This is a genomic window from Rhizobium bangladeshense (genome assembly GCF_017357245.1).
Lineage (GTDB): Bacteria > Pseudomonadota > Alphaproteobacteria > Rhizobiales > Rhizobiaceae > Rhizobium > Rhizobium bangladeshense.
Map to the genome: position 1 here is coordinate 2,317,320 of NZ_CP071612.1, position 18,996 is coordinate 2,336,315.

The 18,996-nt window shown below is 61.2% G+C and carries 18 protein-coding genes; 12 read left to right on the forward strand and 6 right to left on the reverse strand.

Annotated elements, in window-relative coordinates:
• Window positions 1-11 precede the first annotated feature (11 nt).
• A complete protein-coding gene (locus J2J98_RS11330; protein WP_207601091.1) occupies window positions 12-308 on the reverse strand; it encodes a hypothetical protein in 297 nt (98 codons plus the stop codon).
• A gap of 183 nt (window positions 309-491) precedes the next feature.
• Between J2J98_RS11330 and J2J98_RS11335 the strand changes: the two genes are divergently transcribed.
• Window positions 492-2,153: an alpha-amylase family protein gene (locus J2J98_RS11335; protein WP_207601092.1), complete on the forward strand. Its 1,662-nt coding sequence runs from the start codon at window positions 492-494 to the stop codon at window positions 2,151-2,153.
• A 13-nt stretch (window positions 2,154-2,166) separates the two neighbouring features.
• Here the strand turns inward: J2J98_RS11335 and J2J98_RS11340 are convergent, their stop codons facing one another.
• Complete coding sequence (locus J2J98_RS11340) at window positions 2,167-5,565, reverse strand: YhdP family protein (RefSeq protein ID WP_207601093.1); 3,399 nt, start codon at window positions 5,563-5,565, stop codon at window positions 2,167-2,169.
• A gap of 125 nt (window positions 5,566-5,690) precedes the next feature.
• On the opposite strand from J2J98_RS11340, the gene J2J98_RS11345 reads away from it, so the two are divergent.
• From J2J98_RS11345 to J2J98_RS11365, 5 genes are all read left to right on the forward strand, one after another.
• Window positions 5,691-6,164: a peroxiredoxin gene (locus tag J2J98_RS11345; RefSeq protein WP_064705081.1), complete on the forward strand. Its 474-nt coding sequence runs from the start codon at window positions 5,691-5,693 to the stop codon at window positions 6,162-6,164.
• Window positions 6,161-6,988, forward strand: coding sequence for a ferritin-like domain-containing protein (locus J2J98_RS11350; RefSeq protein WP_138395262.1), 828 nt, complete (start codon window positions 6,161-6,163; stop codon window positions 6,986-6,988). The genes J2J98_RS11345 and J2J98_RS11350 overlap by 4 nt, the downstream gene beginning before the upstream one ends.
• A 138-nt stretch (window positions 6,989-7,126) precedes the next feature.
• Window positions 7,127-8,440 (forward strand): peptidoglycan DD-metalloendopeptidase family protein, encoded by a 1,314-nt coding sequence (locus J2J98_RS11355; RefSeq protein WP_207601094.1) that lies wholly within the window; start codon window positions 7,127-7,129, stop codon window positions 8,438-8,440.
• 157 nt (window positions 8,441-8,597) lie between these two features.
• Window positions 8,598-10,097, forward strand: a complete 1,500-nt coding sequence (locus J2J98_RS11360) for a DEAD/DEAH box helicase (protein ID WP_138395264.1) — start codon at window positions 8,598-8,600, stop codon at window positions 10,095-10,097.
• Window positions 10,098-10,104: 7 nt separating this feature from the next.
• Window positions 10,105-10,518, forward strand: a complete 414-nt coding sequence (locus J2J98_RS11365) for an NUDIX domain-containing protein (RefSeq protein WP_207601095.1) — start codon at window positions 10,105-10,107, stop codon at window positions 10,516-10,518.
• A 348-nt stretch (window positions 10,519-10,866) separates the two neighbouring features.
• On the opposite strand, the gene J2J98_RS11370 is transcribed toward J2J98_RS11365, so the two are convergent.
• Entirely contained in the window at window positions 10,867-11,187 is a 321-nt protein-coding gene (locus tag J2J98_RS11370; protein WP_064705086.1) for a TfoX/Sxy family protein, read from the reverse strand.
• 31 nt (window positions 11,188-11,218) lie between these two features.
• Window positions 11,219-11,713, reverse strand: a complete 495-nt coding sequence (locus tag J2J98_RS11375; RefSeq protein WP_064705087.1) for a flavin reductase family protein — start codon at window positions 11,711-11,713, stop codon at window positions 11,219-11,221.
• A 198-nt stretch (window positions 11,714-11,911) separates the two neighbouring features.
• Between J2J98_RS11375 and J2J98_RS11380 the strand changes: the two genes are divergently transcribed.
• From J2J98_RS11380 to purB, 5 genes are all read left to right on the forward strand, one after another.
• Window positions 11,912-12,994: a branched-chain amino acid ABC transporter substrate-binding protein gene (locus J2J98_RS11380; protein WP_138395266.1), complete on the forward strand. Its 1,083-nt coding sequence runs from the start codon at window positions 11,912-11,914 to the stop codon at window positions 12,992-12,994.
• Window positions 12,995-13,056: 62 nt separating this feature from the next.
• Window positions 13,057-13,734, forward strand: coding sequence for a ribulose-phosphate 3-epimerase (gene rpe, locus J2J98_RS11385; RefSeq protein WP_207601096.1), 678 nt, complete (start codon window positions 13,057-13,059; stop codon window positions 13,732-13,734).
• Window positions 13,731-14,456: a DUF2259 domain-containing protein gene (locus J2J98_RS11390; RefSeq protein ID WP_138395268.1), complete on the forward strand. Its 726-nt coding sequence runs from the start codon at window positions 13,731-13,733 to the stop codon at window positions 14,454-14,456. Before rpe ends, J2J98_RS11390 begins: the two co-directional genes overlap by 4 nt.
• Before the next feature lie 16 nt (window positions 14,457-14,472).
• Window positions 14,473-14,958, forward strand: coding sequence for a hypothetical protein (locus J2J98_RS11395; protein WP_138395269.1), 486 nt, complete (start codon window positions 14,473-14,475; stop codon window positions 14,956-14,958).
• Between the two features lie 72 nt (window positions 14,959-15,030).
• Window positions 15,031-16,338 (forward strand): adenylosuccinate lyase, encoded by a 1,308-nt coding sequence (purB, locus tag J2J98_RS11400; protein ID WP_207601097.1) that lies wholly within the window; start codon window positions 15,031-15,033, stop codon window positions 16,336-16,338.
• 503 nt (window positions 16,339-16,841) lie between these two features.
• Here the strand turns inward: purB and J2J98_RS11405 are convergent.
• Together J2J98_RS11405 and J2J98_RS11410 are read right to left on the reverse strand one after the other, a co-directional pair.
• Window positions 16,842-17,321, reverse strand: coding sequence for a low affinity iron permease family protein (locus J2J98_RS11405; protein ID WP_207601098.1), 480 nt, complete (start codon window positions 17,319-17,321; stop codon window positions 16,842-16,844).
• Window positions 17,322-17,450: 129 nt separating this feature from the next.
• On the reverse strand, window positions 17,451-18,254 hold the full coding sequence (locus J2J98_RS11410) for a DUF2189 domain-containing protein (RefSeq protein WP_138395272.1): 804 nt from the start codon (window positions 18,252-18,254) through the stop codon (window positions 17,451-17,453).
• A gap of 176 nt (window positions 18,255-18,430) precedes the next feature.
• On the opposite strand from J2J98_RS11410, the gene J2J98_RS11415 reads away from it, so the two are divergent.
• Window positions 18,431-18,985, forward strand: coding sequence for an RBBP9/YdeN family alpha/beta hydrolase (locus tag J2J98_RS11415; protein WP_064712609.1), 555 nt, complete (start codon window positions 18,431-18,433; stop codon window positions 18,983-18,985).
• Window positions 18,986-18,996: the final 11 nt, after the last annotated feature.

An 18,996-nucleotide genomic window follows, 5' to 3' on the forward strand; every position in this document is an offset into this window, starting at 1 on the left:
TTGGCGCGGGATCAGTCGGCCTGCCGTCGGTATTCCGCTTCGTCTTGTTTCGTCTCTCGAAGCAACGGTCCGGGCGGATCGACCTCCGAAGCGGGTCGTACGCGCGACCACCAGCCGATCGAGAAGACCGGCGGCGTCATCTTTGCGTCGAGGGGAACCAAAAGGACATGCTCAGAGGGGATGCTCTTCACCGGCTTCAGCCGTCCGCCCTTTTCTGCAGAATGCGAAGCCTCGCCAACTATCACGGCCATCATGGTCGCCGATAGGAATGAGACCGTCCGGGCGCACTGCATGGCATCCTCCGACATTGCACAGACCGCTGTTGCAGCTGGCAGCCACATTACATCAGAGTTATCTAAAATAAGCAAAACATCAATGATCGAGCTGTCGCAATCGGTCGCAATTATCCGACCGGCCGCGCAACGATATCGCCTTCCCGGAACCTTTTCCGCTCGACGGGATTTGCGACCAAATGCATTTGGAGCGCCGGCATGATCAACGACCTCTGGTATAAGAACGCCGTCATCTATTGTCTGTCCGTCGAGACCTTCATGGATGCGAACGGCGACGGTGTGGGAGATTTCCAGGGCCTGATGCGCCGTCTGGATTATCTCTCCGGACTCGGCGTGACGGCGATCTGGCTCATGCCGTTCCAGGCTTCGCCCGGTCGCGACGACGGTTACGACGTCTCCGACTACTACAACGTCGACCGCCGCTATGGCTCCCTCGGTGATTTCGTCGAATTCACCCACGGCGCCAAACAGCGGGGCATCCGGGTTTTGATCGATCTGGTGATCAATCACACGTCGAAGGATCATCCCTGGTTCGAAGACGCCAGGAGCGATCCGAATTCACGTTATCGCGACTGGTACGTCTGGTCAGACAAGAAGCCTGCAAACGCAGATCAAGGCATGGTTTTTCCGGGCGTCCAGAAAACGACCTGGACCTATGACGAAAAGGCCAAGGCCTATTATTTCCACCGCTTCTACGATCACCAGCCCGATCTCAACACCTCCAATCCCGAGGTGCAGGCGGAGATCCTCAAGATCATGGGCTTCTGGATCCAGCTCGGCGTCTCTGGCTTCCGCATGGACGCTGCCCCCTTCATCATCGCGACCAAGGGCGCCGACGTCACCAAGCCGGTCGAGCAGTTCGACATGTTGAGGAAGTTTCGCGAATTCCTGCAATGGCGCCTGGGTGACTCGATCGTGCTGGCGGAGGCAAATATCCTGCCGAAAGATAATTTCGAATATTTCGGCGACGATGGCGACCGCATGCAGATGATGTTCAATTTCCAGGTCAATCAGACGCTGTTTTATGCTCTCGCAACGGCCGATACGCGACCTCTGAAGAACGCGATGGAGGCCACCAAGCCGCGCCCGGCGACAGCGCAATGGGGGCTGTTTCTTCGCAACCACGATGAACTGGATCTCGGTCGTCTGACGGATAAGCAGCGCCACGCAGTGTTTGCCGCATTCGGACCCGAGAAGGGCATGCAACTTTACGATCGAGGCATTCGCCGTCGCCTGGCGCCGATGCTGGGCGGCGACCGTCGCAGGATCGAGATGGCCTACAGCCTGCTGTTTTCTCTGCCCGGAACGCCGGTCATCCGCTACGGCGATGAAATCGGTATGGGGGATGATTTGTGCCTGCCGGAGCGCAACTGCGCGCGCACGCCCATGCAGTGGTCGACCGAACCGGAAGGCGGTTTCACCAAAAGCAAAAAGCCCATTTCCCCTGTCATCAAGGACGGCCCCTACGGCTTCGAGCACATCAATGTCGCCGTACAGCGGCGCGACCCGAATTCGCTTCTGAACTGGACCGAGCGGATGATCCGAATGCGCAAGGAGGCTCCCGAGATCGGTTGGGGCGATTTCTCAGCAATCGACACAGGTGACGACGGCGTGCTGGCGCTGCGTTATGACTGGCGCGGAAATTCGGTGCTGATCCTCCACAACCTGCATCCGCATCCGGCCGAAGTGACCTTCGATCCTGATGTTGGTGAACACGGGAGACTGCTGATCGATATTGCCGACAGCGCAAGTAGCGAAGCCGACGAGAAAGGACTCCACACAGTCATGCTCGATGCCTATGGCTACCGCTGGTATCGCGTCGGCGGCCTCGACTATCTCCTCAGGCGAAAGGAGATCTAGATCTCGCCCGGCCTCACTGGAATTCGAAGATCTGCCGGAAGACGCCCGGCGCGATGATCGACAGTGGGTTGATCTGCAAGTTCGGCTGGTCGAACTTGCCGGTAAGTTTGAAGGTGATGCCAATCAGGCCGCGGTCGCTGCCATTGCCGAGGATGACGCCGATCAGCGGCAGTTCGGCGAAGAGGCGGTTGAGGCCGTAGGCCGGCATGAAGGTGCCGGTCATATCCATATTGCCCCTGCGGTCGCGCACCACTCCCTGGAAGGTCGCTCCGATCTGGTCACCGCGCAGCACGCCGTTCTCGATACCGATCATGCCATTGCGCGAGACGATGCGGGCAAAACCGCGCTGGAAGCGTTGTGATGAGGTGTCGATGTCGCGTTTGACAGCCTCGTTGAGGCTGCGCTGCTCGTTGCCGACAGGTGTCGAGACGATCGAACGCAGGCGCTGCTCGTTGACGATCGAGAAGCGGCGCACATCGAGCGAGCCGTCCCACCCCCCCTGAGGCGAAAGCCGGATCGAGAGGTTGAGCAGGCCCCCTTGTATGTGCTGATAGAGATCGGCGAAACGCGATATCGCACCTGCATCGCCGCTGGTGATATTGATGACGCCGCCGTCCTTCATCTGGCTGACAACGGCCTCGCCGCTACCGGTGACGCCAGAAAAATTCAGTACCTGCAGCTTGTCGCCGCGCAGTGACACCTGCGCCTGGAAATTGCCGACCTTCTCGTCGTTGAAGCCGACGACGTTTTTCAGCTTGGCGCGCACCGACACGCCTACATTGTCGCCGTCTCCGTCCTCGCCGCTATCCGAGCCCGATTTCAATCGCGCGATGACCGGCCGCGCATCGGCGCTGTCGCCGGAAACGGAGACGTCGAAATTGCCCTTGCTGCGCTTTACCGACAAGGAAAAATCGTCGAGCGAGGAGAGCCTGACGCTGTCGAAATCCGCTGAGATAAGGCTGGTCTTGCCGACGTTGAGCGAACCGCTGGCGCCGAAGCCATCACCCTTCAGCCGGAAATTCCTGATCTCTGTATCCTCAGGGGGACCGGACATCTCGAATTCCGCGGAGGCGGCAATGCCGCTGCCCTTCGACCAGCCGATCCAGGGTAAGTCCAGCATTGATCTGGTGAGGTCGAGCTGAACGTCTTGCCGGTCGTCGTCGATCCGCGTCAAAACCATCTTCAGGTTACCTTTGACGATATCGGAAAGCCCGGGCATCACCTTGCTGCGCTGATCATCGGAGAGCGTCGCCGTGATCACGCGCTGCCGCTGGACGCCAGACGACGCCTCGACGGGCTCAGTCAGATCGATATCGGCGGGAATGCCGTCGATCTCGCCCTTGGCATCAAGCGCGATCTGCTTCGGATCGCCGTTCAGCATGCCGCTGACATTGCTGATCGTGCGGCCGGAAAAAGGCTTGGCAAGATCGACGTCGGCGAGCTTCATGGCGGCCTTCCACTCGGCCGGCGGCGGGTTTTGCGACGAGAGCAGTCCGAAATGCGCCTTCACATTCGCGTCGATGTGCCCCTTGAAATCCTCGGGCGTAAAGCCGGCGCGCTGCAGCACCCGGATTGGCTTATAAGTGAGGAGCTCGCCTATGGCGTCCGCCGCGCCCGATACCGCAAGATCGATATCGGCCATCAGCGGTTTGTCGTAGGCGGAGGGTATGACGAATGTGCCCTGCCCGAGACCGACTGACCGGCCGGAGGGGAAATAGGAGGTGCCACTCTTGATCGAAACCGTCGCAACCGGACCGGTCAGGTCAAAATGCGCCGCCGTATCGCGAACCGGCGGAATGTCGCCGGCGACGTTCATCCGCGCGCCGGCAATATCGAAGCCGACGCGGATCTGGTTGGCGTCAAGCTTCAACCCTCTGCCGCCGGCTGCCTCGTCAAGCCGGCCGAAGGGAATGAAGACGGATATGGCGGCGTCGGTGACGGTGCCGCCGAAGAGATTGCCGTGCACCCATGTGCGCACTTTGGGCGCCATCCAGAACGGCCAGAGCTGCTTGATCGCCGTCGTCTGCAACTCGCTGGATTGGCCGGCGAAGCTGATTTCCGGAGATTTGTCGCCGAGCTTGACGTGCAGCGCCCCGTAAAGTGCGCCGAGCGGACTGGAGACGGTCATGTTGGGGAACAGGAATTCCCGGCCGCCGACCATATAGCGTCCGGTCGCCTGGATATCGAAGGAGAGCGGCTGTTCGCCGGAGCCGCTTGGAGCGGCGGTGCCGCCGCTGACAAGCAGATCGATGCCGAATCCCTTGCCGGCATTGGGATCGAGTTTGTCGAGATCGATCAGCGCGCCGTTGAGGGGAAGCGTGGTCGCGCCGAAGCGGGCGTTCGACCGGGCGATCTCTAGCGTCTGCTTGGCGAAATCATAAACAAGGTTGATTTGCGCGCCCGACAACTCCTGCGGATCGCCGTCCGCATAGATCAGGCCGGGATCGACATCGACCGTTGCGGCAAGAGCCGGCTGCACCCCGTCGCGCTCCCTGGTGGCCGACACCGTCAGATCGGCGAAGGCGCTGAGCCCCTGCCGTATCACGCCCTGATCGTTGCGTTTCAGCGCAAACGGCGTGAGGTTCGCATGCTTGAGCGTTGCCGCCATCCTCGACACCTGGCCGTCTTCTTTCTCGACCAGCACGTCGAGCTCCGCCACCTCGCCGTTAAGCGCAACCTCGCCTTGCAATTGCAGCGAGGATGGCCCGGCATGGGCAAACACGAGATTGTCGACGACGAGCGACAGCGGGCCGTTCGCGCTGTCGGCGAGCTTGATGTCGATGCCGGAGATACGCACTGAATTGGTCGAGCCGCGCGTCACGATGCTGTCGAACATGTCGAGCTGCGCGAAGATCGTCTCCATCGCCTCCGGCATGGCGTCGATGCGCAGATCGTCAAGCTTGACGGGGTTGCCCGAGGGTAGAAGCGCGGTATCGAGCGCGATATCCTCCGCTTCGATATCCGCTACGGCGATACGGCCGCGGAAAAGCTGCAGCGGATCGAGGCCCAGGCGCACCGACCCCGTCGTCGACAGGTGCTGGCCGCTCTTCTGATCGATCATATTGACGTTGCGGGCTTCCAGCGCCAGCCGCAAGTCGGAGGTGAAACGGATGACGGTGGAGCCGACTTCGACGCGGTAGCGCGGTCCGGCCACGCCGTTCAGCGCCGCCTGTGCCTGCTGAGACAGTGGCTTGTCGAACATGCCGCTTTCGATCGTGAAGACGATGGCGGCAAGGATAAGGAGAATCAGTCCGAGAAAAACTGACGTCAGCTTCGCCGTCCGGCGCATCGGCGAACGCGGCGGCGGACAATGAACGATGATCGGATCCTCGGCCTGAGCGGACGGCAAGCGGTCCAGCGCAACGATATCCTTCTTGCGAAACGTGACCTTTTCGCCGCGGATGGCTGACATGCGCCCTCGGGCTCTCCCTTAAATCGAAGAATTGAACCCGGCCATGCTGGACGGGTTTCCGTCCACTATATAATTCGGGGACAGAGAGTGTCATCCACAAACCCGGCAAAAGAAAGGTTTTCCCAATGGCGGTTCCTGGCATCGGTGCCCTGGCCCCCGATTTCGACCTCCCCCGCGATGGCGGCGGACGTGTCTCGCTTTCCGATTTTCACGGCAGGCCGCTGGTCCTGTTCTTCTACCCGAAGGACGACACGACAGGCTGCACCGCCGAATCGCTGGCCTTCACTGCTCTGGCGCCGGAGTTTGAAGCAGCGGGCGCTGCCGTGATCGGCATGTCGCCCGATTCGGCAGCCTGCCATGACAAGTTCATCAAGAAGCACCGTCTTTCGGTCGCGCTCGCCTCTGACGAAGAGAAGACGACGCTCCAGGCCTATGGCGTCTGGAAGGAAAAGAGCATGTACGGCCGCAATTTCATGGGCGTGGAGCGCACCACTTTCCTCATCCGCCAGGACGGCACGATCGCGACGATCTGGCGGAAGGTGAAGGTACAGGGCCATGCCGAGACCGTGCTCGAGGCAGTCAGGAATCTTGCCGCGTGAATGGCGATCTCTCGATAACCTCGCTGCGCGGCGGCGCCATCGACGCCATCCGCTCGGCCGATCTCGACCGCAAGACCGCCCTGGCGCAGGAAAGCGCCACCCGCTGGTTTGCCCGCCGGGTGTCGCTGCGGTCACCACTCGACGCGGCCTTGCCGGAGAGGCCCGGTCGTCCGGAGAAGCCAGTGCTGACACCGCCGACCCAGGTGGAGAAGCGCTCACTCCACACACTGAAGGGCCGGATCGCCCTGCTCCATGCCATCGCCCATATCGAGCTCAACGCCGTCGATCTCGCGCTCGATATCGTCGCGCGATTCGCAACCGAGCCAGTGCCCAATTCCTTCTTCGACGGCTGGATGCAGGTCGCCTTCGAGGAGGCGAAGCATTTCCGCATGGTGCGCGCCCGCCTCAACGATCTCGGCGCCGATTACGGCGATCTTCCCGCCCATGACGGGCTGTGGCAGGCGGCCCATTCGACGCGCAACGACCTGACGGCAAGGCTCGCCGTCGTGCCGCTCATTCTGGAAGCCCGCGGTCTCGACGTCACTCCCTCGCTGCAGGCGAAAATGCGCGAGACCGGCGATCGCGAAAGCGCTGCGGTGCTCGACGTTATCTACAATGACGAGAAAGGGCATGTCGCCATCGGCGCCAAATGGTTCCGCTTCCTCTGTGCGCGGGAGAAGCGCGATCCGGCGAAGGCCTTTCAGGAACTGGTGCGTGCCAATTTTCGCGGGCCGCTGAAGCCGCCCTTCAACGATCTCGCCCGCGCCGAGGCCGGTTTGACGCCGTCCTTCTACCGCTCGCTGGCGTCGATCAGCCATGCGTGAGATCATTCCGCAACGATGCTGTAGCACGTGGAATTGGTGCATAATTGCGACCAGCACAACGGCAAAGTAAGCGTTCATTAACCATAAACGTGTCTAATTTTCTGAAAGAGGCGTAGCGCATCAATCGGGAGAGCCTGCGTGAACAGCGGACAGCAGCACCGGGTATTCGGCAGGCGGGCGCAGGAACATATTCTTATCCTGGCAAGCGGTGACAAAGTCCGCCACATGACGATCCGGCCGTGGATGGCCGCCGTCGCCTTCTGCTTCCTCGGCGTCTTTTCCATCGGCTATCTCCTGGCGACCTCCTATCTCGTGCTGCGCGACGACCTGATTGGCGCCACCATGGCGCGCCAGGCCCGCATGCAGCATGATTATGAGGACCGCATCGCCGCGCTACGCGCCCAGGTCGACCGCATCACCTCCCGCCAGCTTCTCGATCAGCAGGTGGTGGAAGACAAGGTCGACAAGCTGATGGAGCAGCAGATGGCGCTCACCTCACGTCACGGCAAGCTCGACAATCTGCTCGACCGGGCCGAAAGCTCCGGGCTCACGGATAAGGACAGCGCGCCGGCTTCGCCTGTGCAATCCTATGCCCCTGCCATCAAGGACAAGCGCGCTTCGCTTGACCACAGCGGCATCGAGGCGATCGAGAAACAGTTGGCAAGCGGCGCACCAGCCGACGCCACCCCCGACAATACGACCCTTGCCTACGTGCCGGCCACCGAGACGGTCGGCGATCGCGCCGACCGCATCTTTTCCAAGGTGACGCTGTCGCTAAAGGATGTCGAACAGGACCAGCGCAACCGCGTCGAGCAGCTGACGAGCGACGCCGGCAACGCCGCCAACGCCATCGAGAGCGTGCTGACCCGGTTCAAGATCCCCATGCCCGAGGCCGCTGCCAAGCAGGACGAGGATGACGGCGCCGTTGGCGGCCCCTTCGTCGAGCCGGAGAGCAATGACGACTTCAACAATTCGCTGATCGCTCTTGATGACGCGCTGACCCGGCTGGAAGCCGTGCGCAATACCGCCGAATCCCTGCCCTTCCGCAGCCCTGCCATTGGCAAGGAGATGACCAGCCCCTTCGGCAACCGCCGCGACCCTTTCCTCGGCCGCCTAGCGCTGCATTCCGGCGTCGACTTCCGCTTTTCGCCGGGCGAAAAGATCCGCCCGACTGCGCCGGGTAAGGTGATATCCGCCGGCTGGACGGGCGGTTACGGCAATATGGTCGAGATCGATCACGGCAATGGCATCTTGACGCGCTACGGGCACATGTCGCAGGTTCTGGTCAAGACCGGTGACACGGTCGACCGTAGCGACGTTATCGGGCTTGCCGGCAGCACCGGCCGCTCGACGGGCACACATCTGCATTATGAAGTGCGCCAGAACGGCCATGCGGTCGATCCAGTATATTTCATGAATGCGGGCCTTAAACTCGCCACCTATATCAAGTAATACCCGCCTGGTAACCAAAGCTTCACTCTGCACAGGGTGCGGCCTCTCTATTTCTTGACTTGCCGGCCATTCGGAGCTATGTCGCGCTGCATTGCGGCATGCAATCCCGCCGACTCGTTCAGAGTTCGGCCGAACCGGAACGGAAACAGTTTTCCCTTTGACGACATTCGCTGACCTTGGCTTGAGCCAAAAAGTGCTATCCGCTGTAACAGACGCGGGCTATACGATCCCCACACCCATTCAGGCAGGGGCCATTCCCTTTGCGCTCGAGCGTCGCGATATCTGCGGCATCGCGCAGACCGGCACCGGCAAGACGGCATCCTTTGTTCTGCCGATGCTGTCGCTTCTTGAAAAGGGCCGCGCCCGCGCCCGCATGCCCCGCACGCTGATCCTTGAGCCGACCCGCGAACTCGCCGCCCAGGTCGCCGAGAATTTCGAGAAGTACGGCAAGAACCATCGCCTCAACGTCGCCCTGCTGATCGGCGGCGTTTCCTTCGAGGACCAGGATCGCAAGCTCGAGCGTGGCGCCGACGTGCTGATCTGCACACCCGGCCGCCTGCTCGACCATTTTGAACGCGGCAAGCTCCTGATGAGCGGCGTCGAAATTCTGGTCATCGACGAGGCCGACCGCATGCTCGACATGGGCTTCATTCCCGACATCGAGCGCATCGCCAAGCTCATCCCCTTCACCCGCCAGACGCTGTTCTTCTCGGCAACCATGCCGCCGGAAATTCAGAAGCTCGCCGACCGGTTCCTGCAGAACCCCGAGCGTATCGAGGTGGCAAAGCCCGCTTCGGCCGCAAAGACCGTGACGCAGCGCTTCGTCGCCTCGCACAGCAAGGATTACGAAAAGCGTGCGGTTCTGCGTGAACTCGTCCGCGCCCAGACCGAACTCAAGAACGCGATTATCTTCTGCAACCGCAAGAAGGATGTCGCCGATCTCTTCCGTTCGCTCGAACGCCACGGCTTCTCCGTCGGTGCGCTCCATGGCGACATGGACCAGCGCTCCCGCACGACGATGCTGCAGAACTTCCGTGACGGCAACCTCCAGCTGCTGGTCGCCTCCGACGTTGCCGCCCGCGGTCTCGACATTCCCGATGTCAGCCACGTCTTCAATTTCGACGTGCCGATCCACTCCGAGGACTATGTCCACCGCATCGGCCGTACCGGCCGCGCCGGCCGCTCCGGGGCCGCCTTCACGCTCGTCACCAAGCGCGACACGAAGTTCGTCGACGCAATCGAGAAGCTGATCGGCGAAAATGTCGAATGGCTGAACGGCGACCTGAACTCGCTGCCGCCTGTGGAAGAAGGCAAGGACAGCGACCGCCCGCGCCGTAACGGACGCGAACGTGGCGACAAGGATCGCGGGCGCGGACGCGGCAAGCACAGTGCTGCGAGTCATAAATCTGATAACGACATACAGGATAATGACGTCCAAGTGATCGCAGCAGCACCAGCAAAGGCCGAAGTCGTGAAGAATGAGCGCAAAGCAGAGCAGAAGCCGCAAAACAATGCGCGCAACAATCGGCCTTATCCGGCAAATGACGACAGCCGCGACCGCCGCCGTCATCGCGATCACGACGACGGCCCGACTCCGGTCGGTTTCGGCGACGATATCCCCGCTTTCATGCTGATCGCCGGCAGCGCCAAGGTCTGAACGTCCAGTGGGCAAGCCTGGCGTCGATTTTCCGGGCCTTGGCGTCGGCTTGGTGATCCTGCGCCAAGGCAGGATCCTTCTCTACAAGCGCATGCGTCCGCCTGAAGCCGGCTACTGGAACATCGTCGGGGGCAAGGTCGATCACATGGAGCGGGCTGAAGAAGCTGCGCGCCGCGAGGCCGAAGAAGAGACCGGCCTCAGCATCGGCCGGATCGACCGCATCGGCATGACCGAACAGATCATCGATGCCGACCGCCAGCACTGGATCTCCATCCTTTATCTCGCCCGTGACGTCGACGGCGAGCCGCAATTGACCGAGCCGGATAAGCTTTCGGATTTCGGCTGGTTTTCGTTAACCGATTTGCCTGAGCCGCTGTCGGCCTTCACCAAGGCGGCGATCGCAGCCTTGCCGACAGGCTAGGGTTAGATTGAAGCATTCTGCCGGAGCAGCTTTTCGTCAGGGCAAAGGCGATTGGCAACGGGCATACCTCCAGGTACGTCCGAGCCGATCGCCTTTGATCCCGGCGGAAACATGCACGGCCCACCGGCCGCACCGCTTCGCCGCGGCGAAGCGACAAGTGCGTCCGGCGATTAAAGTCTTTTAGATTTGCCGTGCAAATCTGCGGGAGGGTTGGCTGAAACGGGCCGGCTGATCGACCGGCCGGCTTGGCCGTAGAACTGGGATACGACGCGCGCCGGCCGGTCGACCATCCGACTCCGTCTGAGCCAACAGAATGCTGGAATCCAACCCGGAAAAGCTCTAACCCGCTCAACTTTCGGCGCGAAGCGCCGCCTCATAAGCCAGTCGCACCCATTTCGCCATCAGATCCGGATCGTCATAGGCCTCTTCGGGAATCGACCAATAAGGCATCTTCACCGGCTTGCCCTTCTTGCCCTCATATGCCCATTGCGTGGCGCCGGCGGCGGCAAATTCCGGGGCGCTCGTCTCATCGGCTTTCAGCAGCATCTCGTCGCGCACTTCGACAGCAACGATGCGCCCGAGATGATAGATGCCCTTGCCGCCGAACATGCGCTTGATCGTGACGGGGCCGAGCCCCTGAAACATTTCCTCGATCCCGGCATTGTCCATTCTCTGTTTCCTTGAATACCTGCCAGCCGGATTACAGCGTATGATAATCCCGGTTCATATAGATGAGCGCCGGATGCTTCTCGCTGAAGCGGACGGCGGCGACTTCGCCGAAGATGACATTATGCGTCGGCATTTCCTTGATGTCGGTCACCCGGCAATCGAAGGCGGCGAGCGCATCGGCGAGAACGGGCGCGCCGGTGACGAGCGTATCGAAACGGGCACTGGCGAAGCGCTCGTCATTGGCAAGCGCCGTGCGCCCGGAGAAAGCATCGGCAACCGCCTGGTGGTGAGCGCCGAGCGTATTGAGCACGAAGATGCCGCTGCGGAAAAAGATCTCGTTCTTCGGATTGGTATTGCTGAGGCAGATCAGCACAGAGGCTGGATTGTCCGAAACCGAGCAGGCGGCGGTGATGGTAACGCCGCGGCGCATGCCTTCCATCGCCGTCGTCACGAGCTGCACATGGCCAGCATAACGGCTCATGGCATCGCGATAAAGGCCGGGGTCGATATGCTGCCTGTTCAACACCTGCTTCTCCCGTGCGCTCTGCATCCCAAACGGTGCGTGGCGCTGTAGTTCGACTTGCTATCGCGCAATATGGCGAGCATCGGTTACCTTTTCTACAATAGGAGCGGTGAAAAGCGTCGCGTTCCGCTTGTTTTTCTTTGACGATCGCCGCCTTGCGGATAAAAGGGCATGGACGATGGCTAGGGATTTCCGCCTTTCATGACCAACCTTCGTGGCATAGCAGCCTTCCTGACGCTGCTGGTGGCGGCGGCGCAAGGCCATGCGGCCGGCGTGACGATCGGCGTCGTCGCCCCCCAGGGTGGCCCGCTTGGCTCGCTCGGCGCACAGATTGCCGCCGGCGCCGGCTTCGAGATCCAGCAGTCCGGCAATACGCTCGTTGCCATCAACGAGACCTGCGAGGACAATAGCGGAGCGGCGGTCGCCGATGCGCTTGTCAATGCCAAGGTGCAGGTCGCCGTCGGCTTTCTCTGCAGCGAGACGCTGGAAGGCGCGCTGCCGAAGTTGAAGGACGCGAACATTCCCGCCATCACCGTCTCGGTCCGCTCCCGCATTCTGATGGAGGATGCGCTGAAAAATGGCTGGCCGCTCTTCCGCTTGGCACCTGCCGATGGCGCTGAAGCGGCAAAGATCATCGAAGTGATCCTGAAGAACTGGGCCGCCGATCCGATCGCCCTCATCGAGGACGGCACCATACATGGCCGCGAACTGACGGAAGCAGTGCGCAATGCGCTTGAGCAGAATGGCCTGAAGCCGGTTTTCACCGATACCTACCGTCCGGGACAGGAGCAGCAGATCGCCCTCGTGCGCCGTCTGAAACGGGCCGGCGCAACCAGAGTTTTCGTTGGCGGCGATCGCAACGATGTCGCCGTCATCGCCCGCGACGCCACGACGGAAAATATTCCCCTGTCGATCCTCGGCGGCGATGCCATGCGTGCCGCCGATCAGCCGCTGCCGCTCGCGTCCGGCGTGCGCGCGGTCGCCCTGCCGGAATATGTCCTTCTGCCGGAAGGCGCGCCGGCGGCCGACGCTTTACGCGCCAAAGGCACCGAGCCTGAAGGTTATGTCCTGCCATCGCTGGCGGCGGCCCTGATTGCCGGCAAGGCAGCCGAATCCGCCGCGGCTGCCGGCAAGCCGTTGCAGGAGGCGCTTATCGGCACGACGTTCCAGACGCCGGTCGGCGCCGTCGCCTTCACCGGCGCGCATGAGCTTTCGCAAAACCCCTACCGCCTGCTCGAATGGCGGGGCAATGGCTTTTTTCCACCTGCTGCGCCGACGCAATGAGCGGCTGCCAGCCCTGAATTTCGGCGCCATCGGCAAATGGCGCCATATGGGAGTGAGACTTGATGACGCTGCCTATTCGCATTGCCCCCTCGATCCTCGCGGCGGATTTCGCCAGGCTCGGCGAGGAGGTGCGCGACGTCACCGCCGCCGGCGCCGACTGGATCCACCTTGATGTAATGGACGGGCATTTCGTGCCGAACATTTCCTTCGGTCCCGACGTCATCAAGTCGCTGCGTTCCTACACGAACGCGACCTTCGATTGCCATCTGATGATCTCTCCGGTCGATGACTATCTCGAAGCCTTCGCTAAGGCCGGCTGTGACCGCATCACCGTCCATGCCGAAGCCGGACCGCATCTGCACCGGTCGCTGCAGACCGTCCGCAATCTCGGCAAGAAGGTCGGCGTGACGATCAATCCGGCGACGCCGCTGAGCGCCATCGAGAACGTGCTTGATGACGTTGACCTCATCCTCATCATGTCGGTCAATCCCGGCTTCGGCGGGCAAAAGTTCATTCCGGCAATGGCGGCCAAAATCGCCGCAGCGAAATCACTGATCGGTGACAGGCCGATCGAACTCGAGGTCGACGGCGGCGTCACCGTAGAAACGACGCCCGCGATCGCGCGTGCCGGCGCCAACGTCCTGGTCGCCGGCTCGGCAATTTTCAAGGGCGGTACGGTCGACAGCTACCGGAGGACCGTCGCCGAATTGCGTCAGGCTGCCGAAGGGACACGAACATGAACAAGGGTCTGATTATTGGCGGCGTGCTTGCCGCCGCATCGGCCGGCCTGCCCGGCATATCGCTGGCGGGCGACATAGCCAGCATCCAGCCGATCGGTTTTTCGGCCGACGGCAAGGTCTTTGCATTCCAGGAATTCGGTATCAAAGATAGCGGCAAGACTCCCTATTCCGAAACCTACTTCATCGACACCGACAGCGGCCAATATCTGGAGGGTACACCCTTCCGCACCGAGCTGACCGACAAGGACGCCAATCTTTCCAAAGCACGGCGGCAGAACCTGACGGCGGCGCGCAGCCAGATGGATAAATACGACCTTCTGACAAATCCCGGTCTGATTGCCGCCCTCAACCCACCAACCGAGCTCGGCTCCCCCTCGAAGACACTTCGCTACACCACACTTGCAATCGATGGGCCGCCGAAGACGCCCTATACGCTCGCACTCAGCGAGATGCCGGTGCCGGCGCCGAAGGAATGCGCAACGATCGACAAACGCATCCTTGGCTTCAGCTTGCAAATGATCGAGAAGGAAGGCGTGCCGAATCGTCAGGCGGCGCGGCAGGCAACCGCCGTCCCGGCCGAGCGCACTTGCTCGGTCGAATACCGGATCGGCGGCGCCGTAGTCTACCAGCCGGAAGGCGGAAACCAGGTTCACATCGCGCTCGTCCTGGCCTTCGATGCTGAGAGGAACGGACGCTGGATCGCCGTTCCAGTTCATCCCTGAGCGTGGATCGCCCAGGATGGATCGTCTAAGGGCGGCAAAGCCGCCCTCCTCTGATCTCTTTGCCGGCGCATTGCTCTGGGGCCTGCAGATGCTCGCCGCCGCCATGCTGGGGCTTTACCTCCGCAACGGTCTGCAGACCAGCCGGCTGGCTGAGGTCGCGGCACTCTATTTCCTCGGCGGCCTGCTTTCCTGGCCCTTCGCCCTGCCAGCGGCCCGTTTTTTTGCCTATGGCAGGCCGCTGGAAGCGCGATTTGCTGCCTTCTTCGTGACGCTGACGGCAGCCACGATCCTGATGACCGCCTTCCTCTTCGCCATGGAGTACCGGATCTTCTATTCGCGCTGGCACGCGCCTGTCGGCAGTATCGTCTGGGCGTTCCAGTTCGTCTTCACCAGCATCAGCGCCGTCTACCAATTCCTGGTGATTGGTCTTCGCCTCTTCCTGCCGCTCGGCCTCGTCTGCCTCGTCATTAGCAGCTATCATCTTGCCAAACGCATGCGTTGAGATTGCCGCCCGTCTTTGCTACAGGGGCGCAGACATAGACGCTTAAACCTCTTGAAGTGAAGGCAGCCGCCCATGATCCCGCGTTACTCCCGGCCCGAAATGGTCGCCATCTGGTCTCCTGAAACCAAGTTCCGCATCTGGTTCGAGATCGAGGCGCATGCCTGCGACGCGCTGGCCGAGCTCGGTGTCATCCCGAAATCGGCGGCAAGGACGATCTGGGAGAAAGGCAGCGCCGCTACGTTCGACGTCGCTCGCATCGATGAGATCGAGGCCGTCACCAAGCATGACGTCATCGCCTTCCTCACCCACCTCGCCGAGATTGTCGGCCCGGATGCGCGATTCGTCCACCAGGGCATGACTTCCTCTGACGTGCTCGACACCTGCTTCAACGTCCAGCTCGTGCGCGCCACGGATATCCTCATCGCCGATCTCGACCGCCTTCTCGCGGCGCTGAAAACCCGCGCCTTCGAACATAAGGACACCGTCACCATCGGCCGCTCGCACGGCATCCACGCCGAGCCCACCACCTTCGGCATCAAGCTGGCGCTCGCCTATGCCGAATTCGAGCGTTGCCGTCAGCGCTTGATCGCTGCCCGCGAGGAAGTAGCGACCTGCGCCATCTCGGGCGCCGTCGGCACCTTCGCCAACATCGATCCGCGCGTCGAGGAACATGTCGCCGCAGCACTCGGCCTGAAGGCGGAGCCGGTCTCGACCCAGGTCATCCCGCGCGACCGCCACGCCATGTATTTCGCCACCCTCGGCGTTGTCGCCTCGTCGATCGAGCGCCTGGCGACAGAAATCCGCCACCTGCAGCGCACCGAGGTGCTGGAAGCCGAGGAATATTTCTCGCCCGGCCAGAAGGGGTCTTCGGCGATGCCGCACAAGCGCAATCCGGTGCTGACCGAAAACCTGACCGGCCTCGCCCGCATGGTCCGCTCCTATGCCATGCCTGCAATGGAAAACGTCGCCCTCTGGCACGAGCGCGATATCTCCCACTCCTCGGTCGAACGCATGATCGGCCCGGATGCAACGGTCACCCTCGACTTCGCCCTCGCGCGGCTGGCCGGCGTCGTCGAAAAGCTGCTGGTCTACCCCGAGAACATGGAGAAGAACCTCAACAAGTTCCGCGGCCTCGTCCACTCCCAGCGCGTCCTCCTGGCGCTTACTCAGGCCGGCGTCTCGCGCGAGGATGCCTACCGTCTCGTACAGCGCAACGCCATGAAGGTCTGGGAACAGGGCAAGGATTTTCTGGAAGAGCTGCTCGCCGACGCAGAAGTTCGTGCCGCCCTGTCCGAAGAAGACATCCGCGAAAAATTCGACCTTGGCTACCATACCAAACACGTCGACACGATCTTCCGCCGCGTCTTCGGCGAGGCGTGAGCGATCTGCAATCAACGATATGGCGGCGCCCTTGCAGGCGCCGTTTTTCTGCCGGCATACTTCTCAGTCGAGAATCTATCGGACGGCTTTTCCCCTTAGTCGCAGCCTGATCACAACTGGGAAGTAGATGCATGCGACAAGGATCGAAGGCAGGGAAATGGCTAAGAAAAAAGCTAATAAGGTCAGCCTTTGAATACTACCACCTGATAACAACAAGACAGCCGCCGTAATCAGTAATAAAATTGCTATAAAAATAATAAATGACCAAAGAAATGGAAGTGAATTTATTGCACTGTATTTAAACGATTAGCAACGAAATAATAAATTTTGGGATAAATTCGATAAAGCCGATTTCGTCGAAGAAAATGGCAAATGACCTACGTCATTCCTATGAAATAGGCCTGAAAGAACAGCTCGACCTGCGGCTCGCTAAGAAGGAGTCGTTCATTTTCCCTACGGAGTTGGGATTGACGTCAATATGATTGGAATGTGTATTTCATAGTTCAGCTTTTCTCAAGCGGCCGTTGTTTTTGCTTCGACGCTTTCGGAACCACAGAGCGTTTGCGCCCGTCTGCCTTTTTCGGCGCCTCGGCTTTCTCTGCCTCCGACGTCCTGCACGCCTCCGTGTCACCCCGTCCCTTGGCGGCCTTGGCCACAAGCCGGTCGAGATGCTTCAACTCCTCCTCATCGAGGTGTTCGATGCCGATGAAACGGTTCTCCGCATGGCTTGTCAGAATGATCTCGTTGAGCTTTGCCTGGATCGCTCGCGTGTCACGCGTCTGGGCGTTCTGCAGCACGAAGACCATCAGGAAGGTGATGATCGTCGTGCCGGTGTTGATGATCAGCTGCCAGGTTTCGGAATAGTCGAAGAAAGGTCCGAGCACGGCCCAGACAACGACGACGCTCAGCGCCAGAATGAAGGTGACGGGTTTGCCCGCCCATTCCGATGCCTTGCTTGCGAAGCGGGCGAACAGATGCTGCATCGTCACCTCTCAAAGTCCTCCTCGAAGCCGGTTCTGATAAACGCGGGGAGAAGTCCAGAGGTTCCGGAAGCTAGGTCAAGGTCGGGATTGGGGGGATCGCGACGGCTCGCGATCCCCGGAAGGCTGTGATCATGCGGGTTCGCGCGCAACCAGCTTGCGGTAGAGATGCCAGGTCGCATGGCCGAGGATCGGGATGACAAGCGCAAGTCCGGCAAATACCGGGATGGTGCCGATGACGAGGAGCGCTGCGACGATCAGGCCCCAAAGCAGCACGGGCACCGGATTGATGATCGTCGCACGGATTGAGGTCACGACGGCGGCAACCGCTCCGACATCGCGGTCCAGCAATATTGGGAAAGTGATGACTGAAATCGCCAGCACGACGAGCGCGAAGCCAAAGCCGATGAGATTGCCCCAGATGATCAGCTGCAAGCCTTGGGCCGTACCGAAGACCTGCCGGGTGAAATCCGTCATGGTGCGGGGAAAGACGTCGCCGAGAAGGTTGGTGTACAGCGTCTGCGCCGTCACCAGCCAAACAACGAAAAGGCCAAAGAGCATCAGCCCGACCGCGACGATCGACGGCAGCGCCGGGGAATGGCGTACCTCGAGCGCGTGCGTCCATGACGTATCGAGACCCTCCTCGCGCCGGCGGCTGATCTCGTAAAGGCCGATCGCCGCAATCGGGCCGATCAGCACGAAGCCGGAAATCAGCGGGAAGACCATCGGCAGAAGGTTGGCGCCGGAGGTCCACAGCGTCAGGAAGATCCCGGCGATCGGATACATCAGGCACAGGAACACATAATGGGAAGGCTTTTCGCTGAAATCGTCGAGCCCGCGCTTCAGCGCGTCGAAGACGTCGGCGATACCGATGCGATTGACGACGGGCCGCGCGAAGTTTTCGCTTGCACCCGTCATGACATGAAATGCCGCCATGGCTTTCTCCTCCTCAGCCGAGACTTGGTCGGCGGCGGACACGCATCGGCGGGTAAGCCGATACGAAACCCGCAACCGGCACCGGGGCAACATAACAAATTTCAGCGCCCGTGTCGCTCTCTCCCTTGCAGCCCCCTCTTGACATCTTGGACAGGCTTTCTCACATCGGCGGCACTATGAAAGCCTCAGACGCAGATATCCTCATCATCCCCGGCTATACCAATTCCGGCCCCGGCCATTGGCAGAGCCGCTGGGAGGCGAAACTCAGCACGGCGCGACGCGTCGAACAGGCCGAATGGACGAAGCCGGTCCGCGAGGACTGGATCGCCCGCATCGCCGAAGAGGTGAACGCCTCGACCCGCCCGGTCGTTCTCGTCGCCCATTCGCTCGGCGTACCCTCGGCGATCCACGCCATCCCGCATTTCCGCAAGCGGGTAGCGGGCGCTTTCTTCGTCGCTCCGCCGGATGTCACCAATCCGGACATTCGCCCAAGGCACCTGATGACCTTCGGGCCCTACCCGCGCGATCCGCTGCCCTTCCCTTCGATCACTGTGGCCAGCCGCAACGACCCGTTCGGTAGCTACGACCATGCCGACGATATCGCCAGCAGCTGGGGTTCCTTCCTCGTCGATGCCGGCGAGGCAGGACATATCAACGCCGATTCCGGTCACGGCCCCTGGCCGGAAGGAACGATGGTCTTTGCCCAATTCCTCAGCCGCCTCTCCGTCTGATTGACCGCTTC

Excerpts from the sequence above, each read along its gene's own strand:
- J2J98_RS11330 (WP_207601091.1), bottom strand. The coding sequence starts at position 308 with ATGTCGGAGGATGCCATGCAGTGCGCCCGGACGGTCTCATTCCTATCG.
- J2J98_RS11335 (WP_207601092.1), top strand. The coding sequence starts at position 492 with ATGATCAACGACCTCTGGTATAAGAACGCCGTCATCTATTGTCTGTCC.
- J2J98_RS11340 (WP_207601093.1), bottom strand. The coding sequence starts at position 5,565 with ATGTCAGCCATCCGCGGCGAAAAGGTCACGTTTCGCAAGAAGGATATC.
- J2J98_RS11345 (WP_064705081.1), top strand. The coding sequence starts at position 5,691 with ATGGCGGTTCCTGGCATCGGTGCCCTGGCCCCCGATTTCGACCTCCCC.
- J2J98_RS11370 (WP_064705086.1), bottom strand. The coding sequence starts at position 11,187 with ATGGACAATGCCGGGATCGAGGAAATGTTTCAGGGGCTCGGCCCCGTC.
- J2J98_RS11380 (WP_138395266.1), top strand. The coding sequence starts at position 11,912 with ATGACCAACCTTCGTGGCATAGCAGCCTTCCTGACGCTGCTGGTGGCG.
- rpe (WP_207601096.1), top strand. The coding sequence starts at position 13,057 with ATGACGCTGCCTATTCGCATTGCCCCCTCGATCCTCGCGGCGGATTTC.
- J2J98_RS11390 (WP_138395268.1), top strand. The coding sequence starts at position 13,731 with ATGAACAAGGGTCTGATTATTGGCGGCGTGCTTGCCGCCGCATCGGCC.
- J2J98_RS11395 (WP_138395269.1), top strand. The coding sequence starts at position 14,473 with ATGGATCGTCTAAGGGCGGCAAAGCCGCCCTCCTCTGATCTCTTTGCC.
- purB (WP_207601097.1), top strand. The coding sequence starts at position 15,031 with ATGATCCCGCGTTACTCCCGGCCCGAAATGGTCGCCATCTGGTCTCCT.
- J2J98_RS11405 (WP_207601098.1), bottom strand. The coding sequence starts at position 17,321 with ATGCAGCATCTGTTCGCCCGCTTCGCAAGCAAGGCATCGGAATGGGCG.
- J2J98_RS11410 (WP_138395272.1), bottom strand. The coding sequence starts at position 18,254 with ATGGCGGCATTTCATGTCATGACGGGTGCAAGCGAAAACTTCGCGCGG.
- J2J98_RS11415 (WP_064712609.1), top strand. The coding sequence starts at position 18,431 with ATGAAAGCCTCAGACGCAGATATCCTCATCATCCCCGGCTATACCAAT.